This window comes from Marinobacter sp. SS21, assembly GCF_028369065.1.
In the GTDB taxonomy this organism is placed as follows: domain Bacteria; phylum Pseudomonadota; class Gammaproteobacteria; order Pseudomonadales; family Oleiphilaceae; genus Marinobacter.
On the sequence record NZ_JAQNDA010000003.1, the window covers coordinates 315,567 to 337,316 of the forward strand.

The following is a 21,750-nucleotide window of genomic DNA, read 5'->3' on the forward strand; positions in this document are numbered from 1 at the left end:
CCCTATCTGCCCTATCTAACCGTTCGGCGACCGCAACTCGCGGCCTGTCCTCACCTGCTCAATCTATTGCGACCGATACGTCGCCGCCCTCGACCATAACGCTGCCCCGGCCACGGCGCTTGGCTTCCAACATGTGCTGTTCGGCTCGCGCCAACAAGTCCTGGGCCGATTCACCTTCGCCATTACCGACAATTCCGGCACTGGCCGAAATCCCGGATATGGCGCCAACTTCAAGTTGCTCGATTCTGCCACGCAAAGTGTCTGCAACCTTGACGGCACCCGGCACGGCGGTTTCCAACAGCAACACCATATAGCGGTCTCCCGCTAATCGCCCCACCACATCGGACGATCGAACCGACGCCGCGAGCACAGCGCCGACCGATTGGATAACCTGGTCGCCAGCGTCATGCCCGTAGCGGTCGTTGATTCGGCCCAGATCATCGACATCCACCAGGACCAATGTAAACCTGGTCTTATAGCGCTTTGCCCGCACTGCTTCGTAGGAGAGCAGTTCAAACATTTTCTGCCGGTTGAACAACCCGGTCAGCGAATCTTTGTGCACGTTGACCGCATCGCCCTCGATAAGTCGATTCCGACTTAGCACATCCCGGAACAAATGAATCAGGCTGTCAATGACACGTAAAGCACGCAGATTCGCGTCCGAGCCCTCCATCACCGTAACAAAGCCTTCCAGACGCGAACCTGACTGCAGCGGAAACAGAATGATCGACTCGATTCCAAGAGCGGCATGACGGCTGAGGTTACTCAGCAGGTGACGGAAATGAGACTGTTCCCGGCAGAACCGGTAGCTGCTTTCCCGCAGCTCGGATGGCGCCGAACGTTGCAGACGTTCCCTGAGCGCGCTCTCCAGCCAGCCGTTAAGTCGATGCTCCGGAATTAATCGACGATGGGCCCCATCATCAATCGCACTGACGGAGCGGTAACTGTTGGAGTCGGCGTCCAGCATCCAAAGATCCAGCTCCGACGAACGCAGATTGAGATAACTGCCAATCCGTTCCAACGCCCTCGGAAGCGTCGCCAACATTTGGGACGGTTCCGTTTCCCGGAATTCGTCCGCGAGGTCGCGGGTGAAGGCCTCGTCCGCGGCGTCCTGGCGCACTCGGGTAACGGTCTGGGCACTCGCAATGGCAATCTGGGTAAGCGCCTTGAGTTGGTCCAGATTCTCCGACATAACGTGGTCGGCTGCGGGCAACTCGGGCCAGAAAAGCTCCAGCACGCCCAGTACTCTGCCATTGAAATCCAGAATAGGCTCCGCGACCCAGGCCTGATAGCCCCAGCTGTGCAACTGGTTCTTGAGCACCCGGGAAATACGTGCGTCGGATTGAATATCTTCGCAGATTACCCGCCGCTCGCTTGCCAGCGCTACCTGAGTAATGCCATGAGACTCTTTTGCCGACAACGATTCCAGTACGCCATCGTCATGACTGCCCTGGTGCGCCACAATGGCATGCCTCTGATCCAGCACACAGACGCCACACCGGGCGCCCTGAAACAACGCCTCGCCGAAGCGGCAAATATCCCGAAGTGTAATTTCCAACGAATCATGATTGGCGACGCGATCGGTTACGCCTCGGTAGATCTGGAGCTTCTGTTCGGTTTCGGTCTGCCGACTGCAGTCATCCAGAATGCAGCACACAGGAGCACCCGGTAGCACATTAATGTAACTGATGCTGATGGAAAACCAGTAGCGCTGGCCCCCAAACCGGAGCTGGCGCATGGACGAAGTGACCGACGGGCTACCCGTCTGGTGCTGTTGGACGTAGTCGCCGATGAGTTCGTCAAAGTCACTGTCGAAATCGCCGGACCCCGAAGCGAGCTCACACCGGGAAATGTCGTCCTGAACGTTCGCGGCTGAGAAATAGACCCTTGCCGCTTTATTGGCGAACGACACCTGGTGACTGTGGCGATCGAAAAGTAAAACCAGAAACGGAGATTCGTTGAGAACCTCGCGAAGATCCGCCTGGGCCTGGAACAGGCTCCGCTTGAGCATCGCCGCCTCATTCAGCGTGTCCAAGGCCTTGCGCTGCGATCTGCGGACGCGATGCACCAGCCACCACCAGGTTACCGCCACAGCGGTACCGGCCGAGCCAATGCCCGTGAGCAAGATGAGAAGCTGCGAGTTAACCTCAACCATAGCTGGCCTGTGTCCTTGCCTGGTTGTCAGGGGCTGTAAAAAGCCTCTGAGCATTAATGCTCATATAACCATCTGCGTATCCAAACCCTGCGGCCACGCGATTAAACCAAGACTGGGCAGTAGCAGCCCCCATTTTTAGAAGACGCTTTGGTTTGGAAATGCTTTTGGCTTGAACGTGCATTGGATGGGATAAAAACACGCCACAATGAGCCAGCAGCCAGAACATTATTGTATTTACTGAGATTTTGGTCACATTTTATTACTCTTTTTAAATAAAACATACACAACGCAGTTAATTTAACTGATTTTTTCATTTATTAGGCGCGCGCGCCTGTCGCTCCCTAGCCATCGTGTTCTTTAACCATTCCCGCATGCCCTGCGCGGGATCTTCCGGCTAGCGCAATAGCAGTCGCGGTACGATACAATGGCGTCAGTGCCATCCATCCGCTCCTGTTGTGCAAGGCCCTTCATGTCCCAAGCCACCGCCCCCCGACTCCAAACTGGTTTCTCCCGTCGCTTCTGCGTAGCGCCAATGATGGATTGGACCACCACCCACTACCGCTATCTGGCCCGCATCCTTAGCCGCCATACCCTGCTGTACACCGAAATGGTCACCACCGGGGCGCTGATCCATGGCGATACCGAGCGATTCCTCCGCCACGACGAGGCGGAGTACCCGCTGGCCCTGCAGTTAGGCGGCAGCGATGCCAGGGAACTGGCCCACTGCGCGGCACTGGCGGAGAAGTTCGGATTTGATGAAGTGAACCTGAACGTGGGCTGCCCCAGCGACCGGGTGCAGAACAACATGATCGGAGCCTGCCTGATGGGCTACCCGCAGAAAGTGGCGGAAGGCGTTCGGGCCATGCAGGAGGCCACGTCGTTGCCGGTCACCGTGAAGCATCGCATTGGCATTGATGGCCGGGAATCCTGGGACGATCTGTGCGAATTCATCGAGACGGTGTCAGAGGCCGGGTGCCAGACGTTCATTGTGCATGCCCGCATCGCGATTCTCGACGGTCTGAGCCCGAAAGAGAACCGGGAAGTTCCGCCGCTGAAGTACGACTGGGTCTATCGTCTGAAGGAGAAGTACCCGCAGCTGGAGATCCTCATCAATGGCGGCATCAAAACGTTCGAGGAGTGCCACCACCACCTCGCCCACACCGATGGCGTGATGCTGGGACGGGAGGCTTATCACAACCCATGGTTGCTGGCCGGGGTCGACCCAACATTTTTTTCCGCGGCAGCCCCGATAACGTCTCGTCATGACGCGCTGAGAGCGATGATGCCCTTCCTTGAAGAGGAACTGTCCCGCGGCGTCCAACTGGGCCACATGACCCGCCACTTGCTGGGATTGTTCCACGGCCAGCCTGGTGGTCGTCAATTCCGTCGCCACATTAGTGAGAACGCCCATAAGCCCGGAGCCGGGCTGGATGTTGTGGAAAAGGCCATGGCCCTGGTACCGGAAGCACCCGCCCGGTTCGCCGGCCCCGAGCTGGCCACCTGAAATCTCAAGCACCTGCGTTACCAAACGCTCATGGTGCTGCCTGCCGGTCTTTGCGCTTCTTGTTCCTGTCAAATTGCCCGGTTATTGTAGACGTAACGGCGCGCAATACTGTTGCCCAGAGGAACCGCCCGTTGGAGGTTCCCCCATAACAAAGTTCAGGATGACAGGACGAATGACCAGCAAACTCGACCAGCTCAAGACCATGACCACCGTGGTCGCCGACACCGGCGACCTGGATGCTATCGCCCATTGGCGGCCTCAGGATGCGACCACCAACCCGTCGCTGCTGCTCAAGGCCGCCGCCGCCGATAGTTACCGCCCGATGCTGGATGCGGCCGTCGACGACGCCCGGCGCCAGGGCGGCAGTGACAGCGAGCAGCTGAGCTATGCGACCGACATGCTGGCGGTACGGGCCGGAGCCCAGATCCTCAACCTGATCCCTGGCGTAGTCTCTACCGAAGTCGATGCCCGACTGTCCTTTGACACCAGCGCAACCCTGGCCCGCGCCCGCCGTTTGATTGAACTCTACGATCAGCGTGGCGTGGATACCAAGCGTATCCTGATCAAGATCGCCTCCACCTGGGAAGGCATCCGGGCCGCCGAGCAACTGGAGAAGGACGGCATCCACTGCAATCTGACGCTGCTCTTCTCTTTCACCCAGGCAGCTGCCTGTGCCGATGCCGGGGCATACCTGATCTCGCCCTTTGTGGGCCGAATTCTCGACTGGCACCTGGCCAACAGCGACCGGGACGCCTTCCCCGCAGCCGAAGATCCAGGCGTGCTTTCCGTCTCGCGAATCTACAATTACTACAAGACCCACCACTACGACACCGTCGTGATGGGCGCCAGTTTCCGCAATACTGGCGAGATTGAAATGTTGGCAGGCTGCGACCGGTTGACCATCAGTCCTCCCCTGCTTCAGGAGCTGGCGGAAGATTCCGGCCAGTTGACACGCCGGCTATCCAGCGAGGCGGCCCGAAACGGTGATCGCCCCGTTAACATGACCGAAGCCATGTTCCGCTGGGAGTCCAATGAAGATGCCATGGCCACGGAGAAACTCGCCGACGGCATTCGCCGGTTTGCTGCCGACCAGGTTGAACTGGAAAACCGTGTCCGCCGCCTGGCCGCGGCCGCCTGAGCCCCGGCGGGCACTTTCGATTGATCGCGCCGGCAGAGAGATGGGTTAGCACTCAATGATCGACAAGTTGAAACAATTTTTTGCGACCGCCAGCGCCGAGTCGTCGCCCAGCCAGCACCAGTTAGCGGTGGCCGCCACCGCCCTGATGGTGCAGGTGGCGCGTGCCGATCGCCAGCAGGACGACCGTGAGCTCCAGGCCATGCTGGACAGCGCGATAAAGGCACACGAAGTCAGTCCCAAGGAAGCACAGGACATACTGGACGATGCCCTGGCCCAAGCCGATGACGCGACGTCGCTGTATCAGTTTACCGGCCTGATCAATGCCCAACTCGACCAGGTCGCCAAGCAGGCACTGCTGCAAAGTATCTGGCTAGTGGCCTTCGCCGATGGACACATCGACCACTACGAAGAACACCTGATTCGCCGCATGGCCGACCTGCTCCATCTTAACCATCGTGAGTACATCCAGGCGAAGCACAACGCCGAGCAGGCTCACGCAGCACGAGGATAAGGAGGCCGCTATGCTGGCCATTCTTCACCCGGATACACAGCTCGACAGCGAGGAATATCGGCAAACCCTGCACTTTCTGGAGAACCTGCCCGGGATCTCCGTACGGGTTCATGAGGTTCAAGGGGCCAAGCAGCGACTCACCGAAATCTATCTGCTCGGCGACACCAAGTCATTGAACCAGGAAGACATCATGGCACTGCCGGCGGTGGAACGGGTCATTCGCATCTCCGATGAATACCGCATCCTCGGTCGCCACCGCGATGACCATCGGCTCAGTGGCTTTACCTATAATGACGTCACCTTCGATCAGGACAGCCTCAACGTCTTTGCCGGCCTGTGCGCCGTCGACACCCCCGACCATGTCGAGATCATGATGCAGACCCTGGAGGCACACGGCCAGCTGTGTACCCGCATGGGCGCCTACAAGCCCCGCACCAATCCCTATTCGTTCCAGGGCCATGGTAAGGGCTGCTTGCCCTGGGTGTTCGAGAAGGCCGGCAAACATGGCATCAAGGTCATCGCCATGGAGATTACCCACGAAAGCCATATTGAGGAGATCGACACCTGCCTGGAAAAACTTGGCCGCCCTACCGGTGTGATGCTTCAGGTGGGCACTCGCAACACTCAGAATTTCGAATTGCTTAAGGCCATTGGCCGCCAGAGCACCTACCCGGTGCTGCTCAAACGTGGCTTTGGGATCACCCTCGACGAGTCGCTCAATGCCGCCGAATACCTCGCCAGCGAAGGTAATGCCAAGGTCGTGTTCTGCCTCCGGGGCATGAAGACCGAAGCCGGCAACCCACACCGAAACATGGTGGACTTCGCCCACGTGCCGGTGGTAAAACGTCTCACCCGAATGCCGGTATGCATAGACCCTTCACACTCGGTAGGCAGCCGGGAGCACGCGCCGGATGGCATCCTCGACCTGATGCATGTGACCGCGCAGGGCGTCATCGCCGGCGCCAACATGGTACTGGTGGACTTCCACCCGATGCCGGAAAAGGCGCTGGTGGACGGCCCTCAAGCGCTGTTGCTGGAAGAACTGCCGGCGTACCTGGAAGACATACAGCTGTGCCATGAGACCTGGAAAAAACGCCAGGTGCTGCACGGCAAGATACAACTCAACGGCTTAGGTGGGTAAAGCGGTATTATGATTGTCTACGGCCATCGGGGCGCCAAGGGAGAGGCGCCAGAAAACACTCTCGCCGGCTTCGTGCATGCCTATCGGCAGGGTATTCGCCACTTCGAATTTGACCTGGTGCTGTCCAGTGACGGCCTACCCATGGTAATTCACGATCTGTGCCTGGAACGCACCACCGGAAAGCCCGGCAAGGTTGCCGACCACCCCGCCGATGAACTCCGCCGGATGGATGCCCGCCATCATGCCGCCAAGTGGCCGACACCAACGGGCATCCCTTCACTGGAGGATGTGCTGGCCGCCATTCCCGAGTTCAAACACTTGCAACTCGAGGTCAAGAGCGACAAACGCCAGCGCCTCAATGTGCTGGGTAATCGGCTCACCGAGCTGATCCAACGCCAGCACCTGTACCAACGCGTGGTGATCACCTCTGCCGACACCTGGTTCCTTCAGGAAGTTCACCGGCGGGATCGGCGCATCCAGATTGGTGTGGTCATCGATCGACGATTTCCCAAGCCCATCAGCGTGGCCAAGCGGCTGAACTGCAATTATCTGATCCTGAACTGGAAGCTCTGCAGCGATACACTGGTGGCCGAGGCCCATCGCCATGACCTGCACGTGTCAACCTGGACCGTCAACCGCATTCACGACATGGTGGCGCTGGAATCCCAGGGCGTCGACAGCATCATCACGGATTTTCCCACCAGTACCCGAATTTTCTTCGACAACCGCACCGGCGCCTTGCCGCACCTGACACTGCAAGCCGCGTCCCATGGCGACAATGATGCGGAACGGCCGTCGCTATCGGTCAGTGAGTAACCTCGGCCCTGGCAGAGATTTTTCGTCGAAGTGGGTGGCCCGGCGGTGAATCACCGCAGGCCACCGCGGCGGGATCAGAAGATCCGGTTCAGGCCATTAAGTGCCGCAACCCGATAGGCTTCGGCCATGGTTGGGTAATTGAAGGTGGTGTTGATGAAATAGTCGAGCGAATTGGCGTCACCGGGCTGATTCATAATGGCTTGCCCGATATGAACGATCTCTGCCGCCTGGTCCCCGAAACAGTGAATGCCCAAAATTTCCCGGCTTTCGCGGTGGAACAGAATCTTCAGCATGCCGACCGCTTCGCCGGTAATCTGGGCTCTGGCCAAATCCTTGAAAAACGCCTGGCCAACCTCGTACGGCACTTTGGCTTCAGTCAGCTCTCTCTCGGTCTTGCCAACCGAGCTGATCTCGGGAATGGTATAGATCCCCGTAGGCACATCCGATACGTAGCGGAAATACTGGTCGTGTACGATGTCCGAGGCCGCTGACCGGCCCTGATCGTAGGCCGCACTAGCCAGACTGGGCCAGCCGATCACGTCCCCGGCGGCATAGATGTGAGGCACCTCGGTTCGGTAATGCTCATCGACCGTCAATTGACCGCGCCCATTGGCTTCCAGACCAACATTTTCCAGGCCCAGCTTGTCGGTGTTTCCGGTACGGCCGTTGCACCACAAAAACGCATCGGCACGAATTTTTTTGCCGGACTGCAACGACAGCACCACGCCGTGATCGTCGCCTTCCACCGATTCATACTGCTCGTTGTGTCGCACCAACACCCCGTTGTTGCGCAGGTGGTAACTGAGCGCGTCCGATATCTCGTCATCCAGAAACGTCAACAGCCGGCTGCCCGGGTTGATCAGATCCACCTTGACCCCCAGCCCAGCGAAGATGGACGCGTACTCCGAGCCGATAACACCGGCGCCATAGATGATCAGCGTGCGGGGGGTGTGGGAAAGCTTAAGAATGGTGTCGCTGTTATAAATGCGGCGATGGCGGAAATTCACATCTGGCGGCAGATAGGGCCGCGACCCCGTGGCAATAACAATGGTCTCGGCGTGAAGAATGTCACCGCTCTGACTGCCACGCACCTCCACCCGATTGGCATCGAGAAACCGGGCTTTGCCGCTGATCAGGTCAATCTTGTTACGGGCATAGAACTGAGTGCGCAGTTTGACCTGCTTGCCAATCACCCGCTGGGCATTTTGCAATACCCGGGGAAAGGAAAACCAACGCGGTTCGCCGATATCCCGGAACATCTGATTGGTGTTGAAGGTGATGATCTGCTTGACGGAATGCCGAAGCGCCTTGGATGGAATGGTGCCCCAATGCGTACAGTTGCCACCCACCGTCGGCTTGTCTTCTATGATTGCGACCCGTTTGCCATTCTTCGCCGCATTCATCGCCGCGCCCTCCCCGGAAGGGCCCGCGCCGATAACGACGACGTCGTAATGATGCTCTGCCATGCTTGCAGTTACTCCCTATCTACATCGTTTCCCAGGCCAACACCGAATACACCTTGTGTGTTGGGTTCTCCCAGCGAATCGCAGAGCGCCGGGGGGCTATTCGGCCTTGTACCAATTATTGTTTGGTTTTGCTTGCATCATAGGCCAAGGCTTCGGCGGTCTTGCCTTCACTGGCCAGGCGATCATTTTCTTCCTTGCACTTCTTGGTGTTGCCACCACAGATTTCACAGGCACCATCGATGCCCAGCGCGCCAATTCCCCCGCAGGTGCCGCTGATGGGTTTGCGCCCGAGAATAACCCCGATGGACATCGCCACCAGCAAAATACCAACGATGACAAAAACCAGCAGAAACGTACCCATTGTCCTACCCTCTCAGCCCGGTCATTCCACCAGATAGGCGGAAAATGCCGGGGTAAAATGTGATTCGAAACCACCTTCTCCGCGAATGATAAAGTAAGCGGCAATATTCTCACGCACTGCCAGTTCGCGGGCTTTCTGATAACCCATGACATTAAAGGCAGTCGCTATCCCATCTGCCAGCATACAGTTTTCTGCGATAACCGTCACAGACGCCAGGTTATGGCTGATGGGCTGGCCAGTAAGCGGGTCAATGGTATGGGAAAAACGCTTGCCATTGGCTTCGTAATAATTGCGATAATCGCCTGAGGTCGCCATGCCATGGCGTTCCAGGGCAACAATCCGGTTGATCATCCGGCGCTCAGACACCGGTTCCTCGATGGCCAACCGCCAGGCATCGCCACCCGGCTTACGGCCCTGAACCCGAACCTCGCCCCCGATTTCCACCAGAAACGCGGATATGCCCTGCTCAGTCAGGTAGCGGGCTACCGCATCCACGCCATAGCCTTTGGCGATGGCCGAAAGATCCAAATATTGCGAACGGCGTGTGCGCAGTGCCGGCGGTGCTTCCTGCAGTTCGATATTTCGGTAGCCGATCTGAGCCAGGCGTTGGGCCAGAACTTCCGGCTCAGGCACCGTCTCCGGGCGAGCCTCTGGACCGAAGCCCCACAGGTTGACCACTGGACCAACGGTGATATCGAAGGCACCCCCACTGAACTCGGAAATCTGACGCGACGCGGCCAACACCGTGTGCAAGTCCGCAGAAATGGGATGCCAGGCCTGCTGGTTCGGGGCGCGGTTGAACGTCGACAGTTCCGAATCGCTCCGCCAGGTGGACATGGAAGCGTCTACTTGCGCCAGTACCTCGACGATACCCTGGCCCAGATTCTCCAGACGATCCGGGTCTTCGGTCAATACGACGTTGATATGATAACGAGTGCCAAAAACAGGGCCTGAAAGCTCCCAGATTCTTGGCTCTTCCTGAAACGAGCAACCCGCCAGGGCCGCGAGCGCCAGCGTCAGGACGACGCTGGCAAACACACCCCTGACGGGCCGGATCATGCGGAATGTCATCAGGCTTGCTTAACCCCCGAAGTCATCCAGCATGATGTTCTCGTCCTCAACACCCAGATCCTTCAGCATCTTGATGACGGACGCGTTCATGATTGGGGGTCCACACATGTAGAACTCACAATCTTCAGGAGCCGGGTGGTCCTTCAGATAGTTCTCATACAACACGTTGTGGATAAAACCGGTGTAGCCGGTCCAGTTGTCTTCTGGCAATGCATCAGACAACGCGACGTGCCACTGGAAGTTGTCGTTCTCAGAGGCCAGGCCGTCGAAATCTTCGACGTAGAACATCTCGCGCACGCTGCGCGCACCGTACCAGAACGTAATCTTCCGGTCGGAGTTCAAACGCTTGAGCTGATCGAAGATGTGCGAACGCATGGGCGCCATACCGGCACCACCACCAATGAACACCATCTCGGCATCGGTTTTCTTGGCGAAGAACTCACCAAACGGCCCCATCACCGTTACCTTGTCACCCGGCTTCAGGTTGAACACGTAGCTGGACATGATGCCCGGCGGGTGGTCGCTGCCAGGAGGCGGCGTGGCAATCCGGATATTGAACTTGAGAACACCCTTCTCTTCCGGATAGTTGGCCATGGAGTAGGCGCGGATGGTTTCTTCCTTGTTGATCGCCTTGTATCGCCAGATGTCGTGCTTGTCCCAATCCTCGTGGAACTCCTCTTCGATGACGAAATCCTTGAAGTTGATTTCGTACGGAGGACACTCCAGCTGGACGTAGCCGCCGGCACGGAAGTCGACTTCCTCACCCTCGGGCAACTTCAGCACCAATTCCTTGATGAAAGTGGCAACGTTGTGGTTGGAGACAACCTCACACTCCCACTTCTTGACGCCAAAGAACTCTTCCGGCACTTCGATCTTCATGTTCTGCTTCACCGGAACCTGGCAGGAAAGGCGCCAGCCTTCTTTTTCCTCGCGGTTGGTGAAGTGGGTCTTTTCAGTGGGCAGCATCGCACCGCCACCTTCCAGAACCTTACATTTACACTGGGCACAGGTACCACCGCCACCGCAGGCGGAGGACAGGAAGATACCGCTGCCCGCCAGTGTCCCAAGCAGCTTTCCACCGGCTTCGGTGGTCAGCATGTGCTCTGGGTCATCGTTAATTTCAATAGTCACATCACCGGTGCTGACCAGCTTCGAGCGTGCCGCCAGGATAATCGCCACAAGCGACAGCACGATAACGGTGAACATGACCACGCCGAGAATAATTTCTGTATTCATGGTCTCGCCTTTTCGTTAAACCGAATCACCGGATTGATTACAGTGAAATACCAGAGAACGACATAAAGCCCAACGACATCAGACCCACGGTAATGAAGGTGATGCCCAGGCCACGGAGGCCTTCCGGAACGTCGCTGTACTTGAGTTTTTCACGGATACCGGCCAGCGCGACAATCGCCAGGGCCCAGCCCAGGCCTGCGCCAAAGCCGTACACCACACTCTCGCCGAAGGTGTAGTCCCGCTCCACCATGAACAGGGACGCACCCATGATGGCGCAGTTAACGGTGATCAGCGGCAGGAACACCCCCAACGCCGAATACAGCGCCGGAATGTACTTGTCCAGCACCATCTCCATGATCTGCACCATCGCGGCGATAACACCGATATAGGTCAGCAGCCCCAGGAAGCTCAGGTCGATATTCGGCAGACCCGCCCAGCCCAACGCGCCTTCACGCAGGATGTTGTTGTAGATCAGGTTGTTGACCGGCACTGTCAGGGTCAGCACAACGACCACGGCGATGCCGAGACCGACAGCGGCTTCGATTTTCTTGGAGATGGCCAGGAAGGTACACATCCCCAGGAAGAACGCCAACGCCATGTTTTCAACGAATACGGCCTTCAGAATCAGACTGATATAGTGTTCCATCAGAAGGCCTCCTTGGCTTTATGGCGAGACATCTTGTACTCAGGCACTTCCACCTGCTCAGGCTTCCAGGCGCGCAGGCCCCAGATCGCCAGACCAATGATGAAGAACGCACTCGGCGGCAGCAGCAGCAGACCATTCGGGATGTACCAGCCGCCCTCGTTAACTACCGGCATCAGCGACACACCGAACAGGGAACCGGCGCCCAATAGCTCACGGAAGAACGCCACGAACAGCAGCAGCACCGAGTAGCCCAGACCGTTACCGATCCCATCGAGGAAGCTCAGCCAGGGGCCGTTCTTCATGGCGAAGCCCTCGGCGCGACCCATCACGATACAGTTGGTGATGATCAGACCAACGAACACAGACAGCTGCTTGCTGATTTCGTAGGCGTAAGCCTTGAGCACCTGGTCAACCACTATAACCAGGGAGGCAATGATGGTCATCTGCACGATGATCCGGATACTGTTCGGGATCTGGGTGCGGACCAGCGAAACCGCCAGGTTGGAGAACGCGGTTACGGCAATCACCGAAATACACATGACGATGGTGACGTTCAGGCTCGTGGTCACCGCCAGCGCTGAACAGATACCAAGGATCTGCAGTGCAATCGGGTTGTTACTGAAGATCGGTTCGAGCAGAACCTGCTTGGCTGAAGTATCGGCCATGATCAGACCTCCCCTTGACGCAGTTTTTTCAGGAACGTCGCATAGCCGTTTTCACCCATCCAGTAGTTGAGCAGCTGCTCAACGCCACGACTGGTCAGGGTAGCACCCGACAGGGCATCGACTTTGTGTTCCTTGTTTTGATCGTTAGGATCAACGCCGCCTTTCACGAGACGAATCTGCGGCTGGATCAGGTTGTCGACGTCGTAGACGGTCTTACCGACCCACTGTTGTTTCCAGCGCGGATTGTCGACCTCGCCACCCAGGCCCGGCGTTTCCGCGTGTGCGTAGAAACCCAGGCCTTCGATGGTGTTGGCGTCGCCTTCGAGCGAGACGAACCCGTACAGGGTGGACCACAGGCCATAACCGTGTACCGGCAGCACAACCCGCTGCAACTCGCCGTTCTCACTCAGGGTGAAGATCTTGGCGACATTCGGGCGACGCTTGATTCCTGCGGGATCCTCACCTGACGCCAAGGTCTCGGACAAGGCGGGATCGGAAGCAGCCCGGTACATGTCATACTTCATGGCGTCTTCGAAACCAACGGCTTGAGGCTCCACGTACTCGCCAGTATCGAGATCCAGCAGGCGCACATCGAAGCGCTGGAACTGTTCTTCGATCTCGGCCGCGCTGGCGCCAGCGGGCAGCATGCCGGCAGCTGCCAGGATGTTGGACTTGATATCCAGGTTCTGGTTCGTCACCTGGGCAGGCTTGAGCATAACCGCAGCGGTGGACACCACCACTGAGCAGACGATGCACAATGCCAGCGCAACGATCAGGGTTCTGGAGACGGTTTCCTTGGCTTTAGACACGGGCAAGCCTCCGTTTGATGTTGGCCTGAACCACATAGTGGTCCATCAGCGGAGCGAACAGGTTGGCGAACAGAATCGCCAGCATGATGCCTTCCGGGAACGCCGGGTTGATGACGCGAATCAGCACCGTCATCACACCCACGAGAATACCGAAGCACCAGCGGCCGGTATTGGTCATTGCCGCGGAAACCGGGTCCGTCGCCATGAACATCATGCCGAAGGCAAAACCGCCGATCACCAAGTGCCAATGAGCTGGCACATCAAACATCGGGTTGGTATCGGAACCCACTGCGTTGAGCAACAGGCTCATCGCAATCATGCCGATCAACACCCCACCAACAATGCGGTAGGAGGCGATTTTCATGATCAGCAGGATCAGGCCGCCAATGAGGACAGCCAGCGTGGAGGTTTCACCCATGGAGCCCTGGATGGTCCCCAGAAACGCGCTCATCCAGCCGATCTGCTGTTCCAGCGCTTCGACACCGCCGCTGGCAGCCCAGCTCAAGGCTGTCGCACCACTGAAGCCGTCCACTGCATTCCAGACCGTGTCGCCTGAGATCTGAGCCGGGTAGGCAAAGTACAGGAAAGCACGGCCGGTCAGGGCTGGATTCAGGAAGTTCTTGCCAGTACCGCCGAACACTTCCTTGCCGATCACTACACCAAAGGTGATGCCCAGAGCCACCTGCCACAGCGGAATGGTGGGCGGGCAGATCAGCGCGAACAGAACGGACGTCACGAAGAAACCTTCATTGACTTCGTGACGGCGGACCGTGGCGAACAGCACTTCCCAGAAACCACCCACCGCGAAGGTGACGAAGTAAATGGGGAGGAAGTAGGCCATGCCGTAAACGAAGTTATCCCAGATGCTGGCGGCATCGTTACCGGCCAGGGCCTGGATAAAGGCCGTGCGCAAACCGCCGTCGCCCATCAGGGCATCCGGGTTGGTCGCGAGGTAGCTGTTGGCCTGGAAACCGATGTTCCACATGCCAAAGAACATGGCCGGGAAAGTACACAGCCACACGGTGATCATCAGTCGCTTCAGGTCTACTCCGTCACGAACGTGAGCCGTGGTGGAGGTTACCTTGCCAGGACTGTAGAAAATGGTGTCAACGGCTTCGTACAGCGCATACCAGCGCTCGTACTTGCCGCCCTTTTCAAAGTGATGCTCGATGCCATCGAGATACGTACGAATACCCATATCGCCTTAGCCCTCGATCTCGATTCGGGTCAGGTTCTCACGGAGAATCGGACCGTATTCATATTTACCCGGGCACACGAAGGTACACAGAGCCAGATCTTCCTCGTCCAGTTCCAGAACGCCAAGCTTCTGCGCTGTCTCCGTATCACCGACAATAATGGAGCGCAGCAGCTGGGTCGGCAGGATGTCCAGAGGCATCACCTCTTCATAAGAGCCGACAGGAACCATCGCCCGCTCACTGCCGTTGGTGGTGGTGGTGAAGTCGAACTTCTTGCCACCTAACAGCTTGGACAGGTAGATGTTTAAGGTGGAGAACTTGTTGGTACCCGGCGACAGCCAACCCATGAACTCGCGCTTGTAACCTTCTTCAAGCAGCGAGACCTGATTGGCGAAACGTCCCAGGTAAGCACAGGGGCCAGTGCCACGACGACCGCCGAACACGGAGCCGGAGATCAGGCGCACCTCTTCCTCTGCGGTGACCAGCTCGCCTTCGGTCAGTTCGACCAGGCTGGCGCCGACACGGGTGCGAATCAGGCGAGGCTTGGCGGCTTTCGGACCCGCCAGGGCAACCACGCGCTCAACCCGCAGCTCACCAGTCTCAAACAGTTCGCCAATATCAATCACATCCTGGTAGCCGATGCTCCAGACGGACTTGTGAACACTGACGGGATCGAGGAAGTGGATATGGGTACCGACATTGCCAGCAGGATGGACCCCGTCAAACTGGTGGACTTCTACCTTGTCAGACTGCGGCACTGGCACATTGGAGCCTGGCTTGCCGGTCACAAAGACCTTGCCGTTGGTCAACTTGGCCAGCAGCTTTAAGCCCTTCTCGAAGGCCGCACCGTTTTCGCCAATGATCACGGTGGGATCAGCTGCCAGGGGGTTGGTATCCATCACGGACACGAAGATGGAGTTCGGCGTCGCGTCGAGCTCGGGAACTTTGCTGTAGGGGCGAGTACGAAAAGCCGTCCACAGGCCCGACTGCACCAGATTGTCGACAACCTGTTGCCGCTCAAGCCCAGCGATATCGGCATCGCCGTATCGAGCAAAGCTTTCAGCCTCATCACCTTCTATTTCGATGACAATCGACTGGAATACGCGGCGTTCACCCCGGTTAACTTCTTTCACCACACCTGCGGCGGGTGACGTATAACGCACGCCCTCGGTCTTCTTATCCGTAAACAGCAGCGTACCGCGCTTGACGCGGTCTCCCTCTTTAACAGCCATTGTCGGCTTCATGCCGTTATAGTCAAAACCGATCAATGCCACGTGGCGTACGGGCTTGCCATCGGTAATGGTCTGTTCGGGAGCGCCACTGATGGGAAGATCCAGGCCTTTCTTGATCTTGATCATTAGCCTCGTCCAATCATCAGAAACTTTTCGATGGATTTGCCACGCCTGACCCCTGCGGCTCAGGCTTCTCCCGCGGCTTGCGCCAAATCGGAAAAACCAAAGCGGCGGACGCACCAGTGGCATATAAATGCCAGACTTCGTCGCCAGCAGGAACTGAAAAGATTTCTGTGTCAGACGTACCCAAAATCGCGCCAATTATAGAGACTCGGCGACGGCTTTTCCACCGGAACTACTCCGACTTTGCACCTAAAACGCCAACGGCTTAAGGAGCTGCCACCAAAAAGAAAACCCTCGATGACCTGAGTCAGCGAGGGTTTCCTGGAGCAAAGGTCAGCCTGTCAGTACAGGCCACCCAGCCTTTAGCGTGCGCGCTTGGGGAACACCGGATAGGTCACGCCGGCCATCTGATTGACGACACGAACAACCTGGGCGCTGTAGCCAAACTCGTTGTCATACCATACATACAGGATCAGCCGCTTGCCACCGGCAATGGTCGCCTGAGCATCAACAACGCCAGCGTGGCGAGAGCCCACGAAGTCTGTGGACACCACCTCCGGAGAGTTAACAAAGTCGATTTGCTTTTGCAACTCGGAATGCAACGCCATTTCACGCAGGTACTCGTTAACGCTCTCGACCGTCACTTCCTTCTGGAGGTTAAGATTGAGAATTGCCATGGACACGTTCGGTGTCGGCACCCGGATGGCGTTACCCGTCAGCTTGCCCTTCAACTCCGGCAGCGCCTTAGATACGGCCTTGGCGGCACCAGTCTCAGTGATCACCATGTTCAGCGGCGCACTGCGACCACGACGACTACCCTTGTGATAGTTGTCGATCAGATTCTGGTCGTTGGTGTAGGAGTGAACGGTCTCGACATGACCATCCTCAATGCCATATTCGTCATAGATCGCCTTCAGCACCGGCGTGATGGCGTTGGTGGTGCAAGACGCCGCAGACAGAATCTTGTCGTCTTCGGTGATCCAGTCGTTATTGATGCCGTAGACAATGTTCTTGATGTCGCCCTTGCCCGGCGCCGTCAGGATAACCCGGCTAACACCTTTTGATTTCAGGTGCAGACCCAGGCCTTCCTCATCACGCCACTTACCGGTGTTGTCAATCACGATGGCGTTGTCGATACCGTACTCGGTGTAATCCACCTTGTCCGGGCCGTCGGAGTAGATCACCTTGACGAAGTTGCCGTTGGCGACGATGGCGGAGTTCTCTTCATCGATGGAGATGGTGCCATTGAAAGGACCATGGACCGAGTCACGGCGCAGCAGACTGGCACGCTTCTCGAGATCGTTTTCGGCACCGCCCTGACGCACCACGATGGCCCGCAGGCGCAGATTGTTACCGCCACCGGCCTTCTCGATCAGGATGCGGGCCAGCAGACGACCGATACGACCAAAGCCGTACAGGACCACATCCTTGGTGCCGTTTTCGGCATTTTCCTGGGACTGAGCGCTGTACTGACCAACCACCGGGGCAATTTCACGCTTCAGGAACTCTTCCACAGACTCGGAACCACCTTCGGCGCGATACTTGACCGCCAGCTTGCCGATATCGATGTGGGCACAACCCAGCTCCAGGCCATCCAGCGCTTCGAGGATGGGCAGGGTGTCGTGAACAGACAGCTCACTGTCTTCGACCTGGCGAACGTACCGGTGAGCACGAAGGATACCGATGACTGACTGGTTGATGATGGCGCGACCGTATACGGAAGTGACCACATTGTTCTTGCGGTACAGGCGACCGATCAGGGGGATCATCGCCTCGGCGGTGGATTCCCTTTCCGTCCAGTTAGACAGGTGCTGGTTAATCTGTTCGTGACTCACGCTTAAACCTCTGCAGTTAGCACTTGGGAGCTTCAGGAGTTATTCAGAGGCTCCTGGAAATTGGGGGCATATTATCCAATGGAATGGCGCCCAGCGCAAATGGCCCCGCCTATGGGGGCTCTCGGACTTTTCGGTCACACCCGAAGTCGCTGCTCCGTACCATGTAGTCGCAACCAGTCTAGTCGCAACTAGTCGCAACCGCGCTCGGCCATGACAGCGTCAGCCACGGCCGGTAGAATAGCTCGCCACTTCGGATGTTGAGAACCGGCCGGCAGGAGCACCCCGATAGCCATGACACAAGGCGCACACCCCCGATCTAGCGATGGCCGTTTGGTGGCCCCCGAGTTTCCGACCCAGGCGGCGGATCACCGCCTTTGGACAGGCCTTGCCGGCAGCCGCTGTGCACTGGCCATCTGTGAAAGCGCCCGGGAACACCGGGGCCTTACCCTGGTGATCACCCGCACCACCGACGAAGCACAGGTGCTGGAACAAGCCATCCGCTTTTTCCTCGGCCTCGGCTTCGAGGATGAGCTGGCGGCGATTGCCGACGACGGCCTTGAGCTGCTCGCCCTGCCGGACTGGGAAACCCTGCCCTACGACCAGTTTTCGCCCCACCAGGACATAACGTCACGGCGGATTCGCACCCTGCACCGCCTGCCAGCCACTCACCATGGCATTCTGGTGGTGCCGGCGCGCACACTGATGCACCGGCTCGCCCCAGCCAATTACCTGCAAGGCAACACCCTGCTGCTGGAGGTCGGCCAGACCCTGGATATCGACGCCTGGCGGCTGGCCCTTGAGGCCGCAGGCTACCGCCATGCGGAAAACGTCTACGAGCATGGCGACTACGCCGTTCGCGGCGCCATTCTCGACATCTACCCCATGGGCGCCAACCTGCCCTATCGGATTGACCTGTTCGACAATGAGGTCGAGACTCTGCGGACCTTCGATCCAGAGACGCAGCGCTCCATCGACCGCATCGAACGCATCGAACTGTTGCCCGCCAATGAGTTTCCATGGCACAAGCAGGCCCGATCCGGATTCCGCAATCGCTGGTTCGAGCAGTTCCCTTACGGCGACAAGGACGCTCCCATCTATCAGGACGTAACCCAGGGCATCACCCCGCCGGGCATTGAGTATTACCTGCCGCTGTTTTTTGACCATACCGCCACCCTCTTCGACTACCTGCCACCAAAGACCCGGGTGTTTACCGCCGATGGGCTCAACGAGGCGGTCGAGCAGTTCCAGCACGACACCCTCGCCCGCTATGAGGACCGGCGGCACGATCGGTTGCGCCCGATTCTGCCTCCCGCAGAGTTATTCCTGCGCACCGAGGAGCTGTTTGCCGCCCTCAAGGCCTACCCCAGGGTGACCGCCATCGCCGAGCCGGCGACACAGGCCAGCACCCAGACCGTACGCTGCGCCTGCGAAGCACTTCCCAACGTCGCCATGGACGGCCGCAGCAGCGACCCGGCCGTCCGCCTCAAGCAGTTCGTCGCGGAATTTGGTGGCAGGATCCTGATCTGTGCGGAATCCTCGGGCCGGCGGGAAGCGCTGATCGAGAATCTCAACGAATATGGCCTACAGCCGATGACGTTGGGCGATTGGCAGGCCTTCCGTGACGGCACCGACGCCCTCGCGATAACAGTCGCGCCGATGGAAGACGGCCTGATCCTCCCCAAGCGGGGACTGGCGGTGATTACCGAGGCGGCGCTGTTCGGAGAGCGGGTCCTGCAGCGCCGACGCCGACAAAAACCCACCGACGCCGACGACGCCGGCTATCGCGACCTATCCGAACTGAGGATCGGCGCACCAGTCGTTCACATCGATCACGGCGTGGGTCGTTATCTGGGCCTGGAAACCATCCACGTCGACGGCGATGCCACCGAATTCCTCATGCTGGAGTACGCCGGAGGCTCCAAACTCTACGTCCCGGTCGCCAGCCTTCACCTTATTTCCCGCTACAGCGGCGCCGACACCGAGCACGCACCGCTGCACAAGCTTGGCACCGAACGCTGGAGCCAGGCCAAACAGAAGGCCCTGGAAAAAATCCGAGATACCGCAGCGGAGCTGCTGGATGTCTATGCCCGCCGCGAAGCCCGTGAAGGGGTCGCCTTCGACCACCCCGCCGAAGCCTACCGCGCCTTTGCCGCCGGCTTTCCCTTCGAGGAGACCGCCGATCAGCAGACTGCCATCGAGGCGGTGATTGGCGATATGACCAACCCACGCCCGATGGACCGCCTGGTCTGCGGTGATGTCGGCTTCGGCAAGACCGAAGTCGCCATGCGCGCCGCCTTCATCGCCACCCACTCAGGCAAACAGGTCGCGGTGCTCGTGCCCACCACACTACTGGCCCAGCAGCATTACGAATCGTTTCGTGATCGCTTCGTGGACACCCCGGTCAACGTGGAGTTACTGAGCCGTTTTCGCACCGGCACCCAGACCAGCAAGACCATGACCAACGTTGAGACCGGAACGGCCGACATCGTCATCGGCACCCACAAGCTGCTGCAGGGGGACATCCGCTTCAAGAATCTGGGCCTGGTCATTATTGACGAGGAGCACCGGTTCGGGGTGCAGCAAAAAGAGAAGCTGAAATCACTGCGGGCCGAGGTGGACATGCTCAACCTCACCGCCACCCCCATTCCACGCACCCTGAATATGGCCATGGGTCATCTCCGGGACCTTTCCATCATTGCCACCCCCCCTGCCCGACGCCTGTCGGTGAAAACCTTTGTCCGACAGCGGGATGATGCCATGGTGAAGGAAGCCATTCTTCGGGAAATCCTACGGGGTGGCCAGGTCTATTTCCTGCATAATGAAGTGAATACCATCCAGAAAGTGGCGGAAGACCTGCGCCAGCTTATCCCCGAAGCCCGTGTTGGCATCGCCCATGGTCAAATGCGGGAGCGGGAGCTGGAGCAGGTGATGTCCGACTTCTACCACAAGCGATTTAACGTGCTGGTGTGCACCACCATCATCGAGACCGGCATCGACATCCCCAGCGCCAACACCATCATTATCGAACGGGCCGACAAATTTGGCCTGGCCCAGCTGCATCAGCTCCGGGGGCGCGTGGGGCGATCCCACCACCAGGCCTACGCCTACCTGCTCACACCGCCGCCAAAGGCCATTACCAGCGATGCCAGGAAACGTCTTGAGGCCATCTCCGAGGCCCAGGACCTGGGCGCGGGCTTCATGCTCGCCACCCATGACCTGGAAATTCGTGGCGCCGGCGAACTGCTGGGGGAGGAGCAAAGCGGTCAGATCGAAAGCATTGGCTTTACCCTCTACATGCAATTGCTGGACGAAGCGGTCAAAGCCATCCGGGAAGGCCGAACCCCCAACGCGGAATTGCCCCTGAGTCACGGCACCGACATCAATCTGCGAATTCCCGCCCTGATTCCGGACGATTACCTGCCCGATGTACACAACCGGCTACTGCTGTATAAGCGAATCGCCAGTGTGACCAACAAAGAAGCATTAAAAGACCTTCAGGTAGAAATGATTGACCGCTTTGGATTGCTGCCGGACCCTGCCAAGAACCTGGTGCGACAAACGGAACTCCGCTTGCAGGCAGACGCGCTGGGGATCGTCAAAATCGACGCCGGCAAGGAATGGGTGCGCCTGGAGTTTGGCGCTAGCACGCCGGTGGACCCCCTGGTCCTGGTTAAAAAAGTGCAACAGTCGCCCGATCAATTCCGCCTCGAGGGTGCCAGTTGCTTTGCGTTCAGGCTGAAGGACGGTACAACCGATGGTAAACTCTCTGGCGTTTCGGAGATGCTCAACCAGCTGGCGCCAAATACCGTCGCCCAGGCTAAACACCATTAATGATGGAGACCCCC

General features: G+C 58.3%; 18 protein-coding genes. 6 read left to right on the forward strand and 12 right to left on the reverse strand.

Annotated elements, in window-relative coordinates; all coding sequences use genetic code 11:
* Positions 1–58: 58 nt before the first annotated feature.
* Positions 59–2,155 (reverse strand): sensor domain-containing diguanylate cyclase, encoded by a 2,097-nt coding sequence (locus tag N6L25_RS05930; RefSeq protein WP_271978833.1) that lies wholly within the window; start codon positions 2,153–2,155, stop codon positions 59–61.
* The gene (locus N6L25_RS05935; RefSeq protein ID WP_271978834.1) at positions 2,148–2,408 is read right to left on the reverse strand and encodes a hypothetical protein; all 261 of its coding nucleotides are present in this window, start codon (positions 2,406–2,408) and stop codon (positions 2,148–2,150) included. The genes N6L25_RS05930 and N6L25_RS05935 overlap by 8 nt, the downstream gene beginning before the upstream one ends.
* Before the next feature lie 216 nt (positions 2,409–2,624).
* Here N6L25_RS05935 and dusA point away from each other — a divergent pair, with 216 nt between their 5' ends.
* The 5 genes from dusA (at position 2,625) to N6L25_RS05960 (ending at position 7,265) form a co-directional block, all read left to right on the forward strand.
* Complete coding sequence (gene dusA / locus N6L25_RS05940; protein ID WP_271978835.1) at positions 2,625–3,659, forward strand: tRNA dihydrouridine(20/20a) synthase DusA; 1,035 nt, start codon at positions 2,625–2,627, stop codon at positions 3,657–3,659.
* 172 nt (positions 3,660–3,831) lie between these two features.
* A complete protein-coding gene (gene tal / locus N6L25_RS05945; RefSeq protein ID WP_271978836.1) occupies positions 3,832–4,797 on the forward strand; it encodes a transaldolase in 966 nt (321 codons plus the stop codon).
* Positions 4,798–4,852: 55 nt separating this feature from the next.
* Complete coding sequence (locus tag N6L25_RS05950; protein ID WP_271978838.1) at positions 4,853–5,308, forward strand: tellurite resistance TerB family protein; 456 nt, start codon at positions 4,853–4,855, stop codon at positions 5,306–5,308.
* A 10-nt stretch (positions 5,309–5,318) separates the two neighbouring features.
* Positions 5,319–6,449, forward strand: a complete 1,131-nt coding sequence (locus N6L25_RS05955; RefSeq protein WP_271978839.1) for a 3-deoxy-7-phosphoheptulonate synthase — start codon at positions 5,319–5,321, stop codon at positions 6,447–6,449.
* 9 nt (positions 6,450–6,458) lie between these two features.
* The gene (locus N6L25_RS05960) at positions 6,459–7,265 is read left to right on the forward strand and encodes a glycerophosphodiester phosphodiesterase (RefSeq protein WP_271978840.1); all 807 of its coding nucleotides are present in this window, start codon (positions 6,459–6,461) and stop codon (positions 7,263–7,265) included.
* Between the two features lie 74 nt (positions 7,266–7,339).
* Here the strand turns inward: N6L25_RS05960 and sthA are convergent, their stop codons facing one another.
* From sthA to N6L25_RS06010, 10 genes are all read right to left on the reverse strand, one after another.
* On the reverse strand, positions 7,340–8,731 hold the full coding sequence (sthA, locus tag N6L25_RS05965; protein ID WP_271978842.1) for a Si-specific NAD(P)(+) transhydrogenase: 1,392 nt from the start codon (positions 8,729–8,731) through the stop codon (positions 7,340–7,342).
* 115 nt (positions 8,732–8,846) lie between these two features.
* A complete protein-coding gene (gene nqrM / locus N6L25_RS05970) occupies positions 8,847–9,092 on the reverse strand; it encodes a (Na+)-NQR maturation NqrM (RefSeq protein WP_271978843.1) in 246 nt (81 codons plus the stop codon).
* Between the two features lie 21 nt (positions 9,093–9,113).
* A complete protein-coding gene (locus tag N6L25_RS05975; protein ID WP_271978844.1) occupies positions 9,114–10,163 on the reverse strand; it encodes an FAD:protein FMN transferase in 1,050 nt (349 codons plus the stop codon).
* A gap of 9 nt (positions 10,164–10,172) precedes the next feature.
* Positions 10,173–11,399, reverse strand: coding sequence for an NADH:ubiquinone reductase (Na(+)-transporting) subunit F (nqrF, locus tag N6L25_RS05980; protein WP_271978845.1), 1,227 nt, complete (start codon positions 11,397–11,399; stop codon positions 10,173–10,175).
* A gap of 37 nt (positions 11,400–11,436) precedes the next feature.
* On the reverse strand, positions 11,437–12,045 hold the full coding sequence (gene nqrE / locus N6L25_RS05985) for an NADH:ubiquinone reductase (Na(+)-transporting) subunit E (RefSeq protein WP_271978846.1): 609 nt from the start codon (positions 12,043–12,045) through the stop codon (positions 11,437–11,439).
* On the reverse strand, positions 12,045–12,710 hold the full coding sequence (locus tag N6L25_RS05990) for an NADH:ubiquinone reductase (Na(+)-transporting) subunit D (RefSeq protein ID WP_271978847.1): 666 nt from the start codon (positions 12,708–12,710) through the stop codon (positions 12,045–12,047). The genes nqrE and N6L25_RS05990 overlap by 1 nt, the downstream gene beginning before the upstream one ends.
* A 2-nt stretch (positions 12,711–12,712) precedes the next feature.
* Positions 12,713–13,519, reverse strand: a complete 807-nt coding sequence (locus N6L25_RS05995; protein ID WP_271978848.1) for a Na(+)-translocating NADH-quinone reductase subunit C — start codon at positions 13,517–13,519, stop codon at positions 12,713–12,715.
* Positions 13,512–14,717, reverse strand: a complete 1,206-nt coding sequence (locus tag N6L25_RS06000) for an NADH:ubiquinone reductase (Na(+)-transporting) subunit B (RefSeq protein ID WP_271978849.1) — start codon at positions 14,715–14,717, stop codon at positions 13,512–13,514. The genes N6L25_RS05995 and N6L25_RS06000 overlap by 8 nt, the downstream gene beginning before the upstream one ends.
* 6 nt (positions 14,718–14,723) lie before the next feature.
* Positions 14,724–16,073, reverse strand: coding sequence for a Na(+)-translocating NADH-quinone reductase subunit A (locus tag N6L25_RS06005; protein WP_271978850.1), 1,350 nt, complete (start codon positions 16,071–16,073; stop codon positions 14,724–14,726).
* 359 nt (positions 16,074–16,432) lie between these two features.
* The gene (locus N6L25_RS06010; protein WP_271978851.1) at positions 16,433–17,905 is read right to left on the reverse strand and encodes a glyceraldehyde-3-phosphate dehydrogenase; all 1,473 of its coding nucleotides are present in this window, start codon (positions 17,903–17,905) and stop codon (positions 16,433–16,435) included.
* 291 nt (positions 17,906–18,196) lie between these two features.
* Here N6L25_RS06010 and mfd point away from each other — a divergent pair, with 291 nt between their 5' ends.
* On the forward strand, positions 18,197–21,736 hold the full coding sequence (gene mfd / locus N6L25_RS06015) for a transcription-repair coupling factor (RefSeq protein WP_271978852.1): 3,540 nt from the start codon (positions 18,197–18,199) through the stop codon (positions 21,734–21,736).
* The last annotated feature ends 14 nt before the right edge of the window (positions 21,737–21,750 follow it).

Bases quoted from the DNA above. Each gene is read 5' to 3' on its own strand.
- N6L25_RS05930 (WP_271978833.1), bottom strand. From the start codon at position 2,155: ATGGTTGAGGTTAACTCGCAGCTTCTCATCTTGCTCACGGGCATTGGC.
- dusA (WP_271978835.1), top strand. From the start codon at position 2,625: ATGTCCCAAGCCACCGCCCCCCGACTCCAAACTGGTTTCTCCCGTCGC.
- tal (WP_271978836.1), top strand. From the start codon at position 3,832: ATGACCAGCAAACTCGACCAGCTCAAGACCATGACCACCGTGGTCGCC.
- N6L25_RS05950 (WP_271978838.1), top strand. From the start codon at position 4,853: ATGATCGACAAGTTGAAACAATTTTTTGCGACCGCCAGCGCCGAGTCG.
- N6L25_RS05955 (WP_271978839.1), top strand. From the start codon at position 5,319: ATGCTGGCCATTCTTCACCCGGATACACAGCTCGACAGCGAGGAATAT.
- N6L25_RS05960 (WP_271978840.1), top strand. From the start codon at position 6,459: ATGATTGTCTACGGCCATCGGGGCGCCAAGGGAGAGGCGCCAGAAAAC.
- sthA (WP_271978842.1), bottom strand. From the start codon at position 8,731: ATGGCAGAGCATCATTACGACGTCGTCGTTATCGGCGCGGGCCCTTCC.
- nqrM (WP_271978843.1), bottom strand. From the start codon at position 9,092: ATGGGTACGTTTCTGCTGGTTTTTGTCATCGTTGGTATTTTGCTGGTG.
- N6L25_RS05975 (WP_271978844.1), bottom strand. From the start codon at position 10,163: ATGACATTCCGCATGATCCGGCCCGTCAGGGGTGTGTTTGCCAGCGTC.
- nqrF (WP_271978845.1), bottom strand. From the start codon at position 11,399: ATGAATACAGAAATTATTCTCGGCGTGGTCATGTTCACCGTTATCGTG.
- nqrE (WP_271978846.1), bottom strand. From the start codon at position 12,045: ATGGAACACTATATCAGTCTGATTCTGAAGGCCGTATTCGTTGAAAAC.
- N6L25_RS05990 (WP_271978847.1), bottom strand. From the start codon at position 12,710: ATGGCCGATACTTCAGCCAAGCAGGTTCTGCTCGAACCGATCTTCAGT.
- N6L25_RS06000 (WP_271978849.1), bottom strand. From the start codon at position 14,717: ATGGGTATTCGTACGTATCTCGATGGCATCGAGCATCACTTTGAAAAG.
- N6L25_RS06005 (WP_271978850.1), bottom strand. From the start codon at position 16,073: ATGATCAAGATCAAGAAAGGCCTGGATCTTCCCATCAGTGGCGCTCCC.
- mfd (WP_271978852.1), top strand. From the start codon at position 18,197: ATGACACAAGGCGCACACCCCCGATCTAGCGATGGCCGTTTGGTGGCC.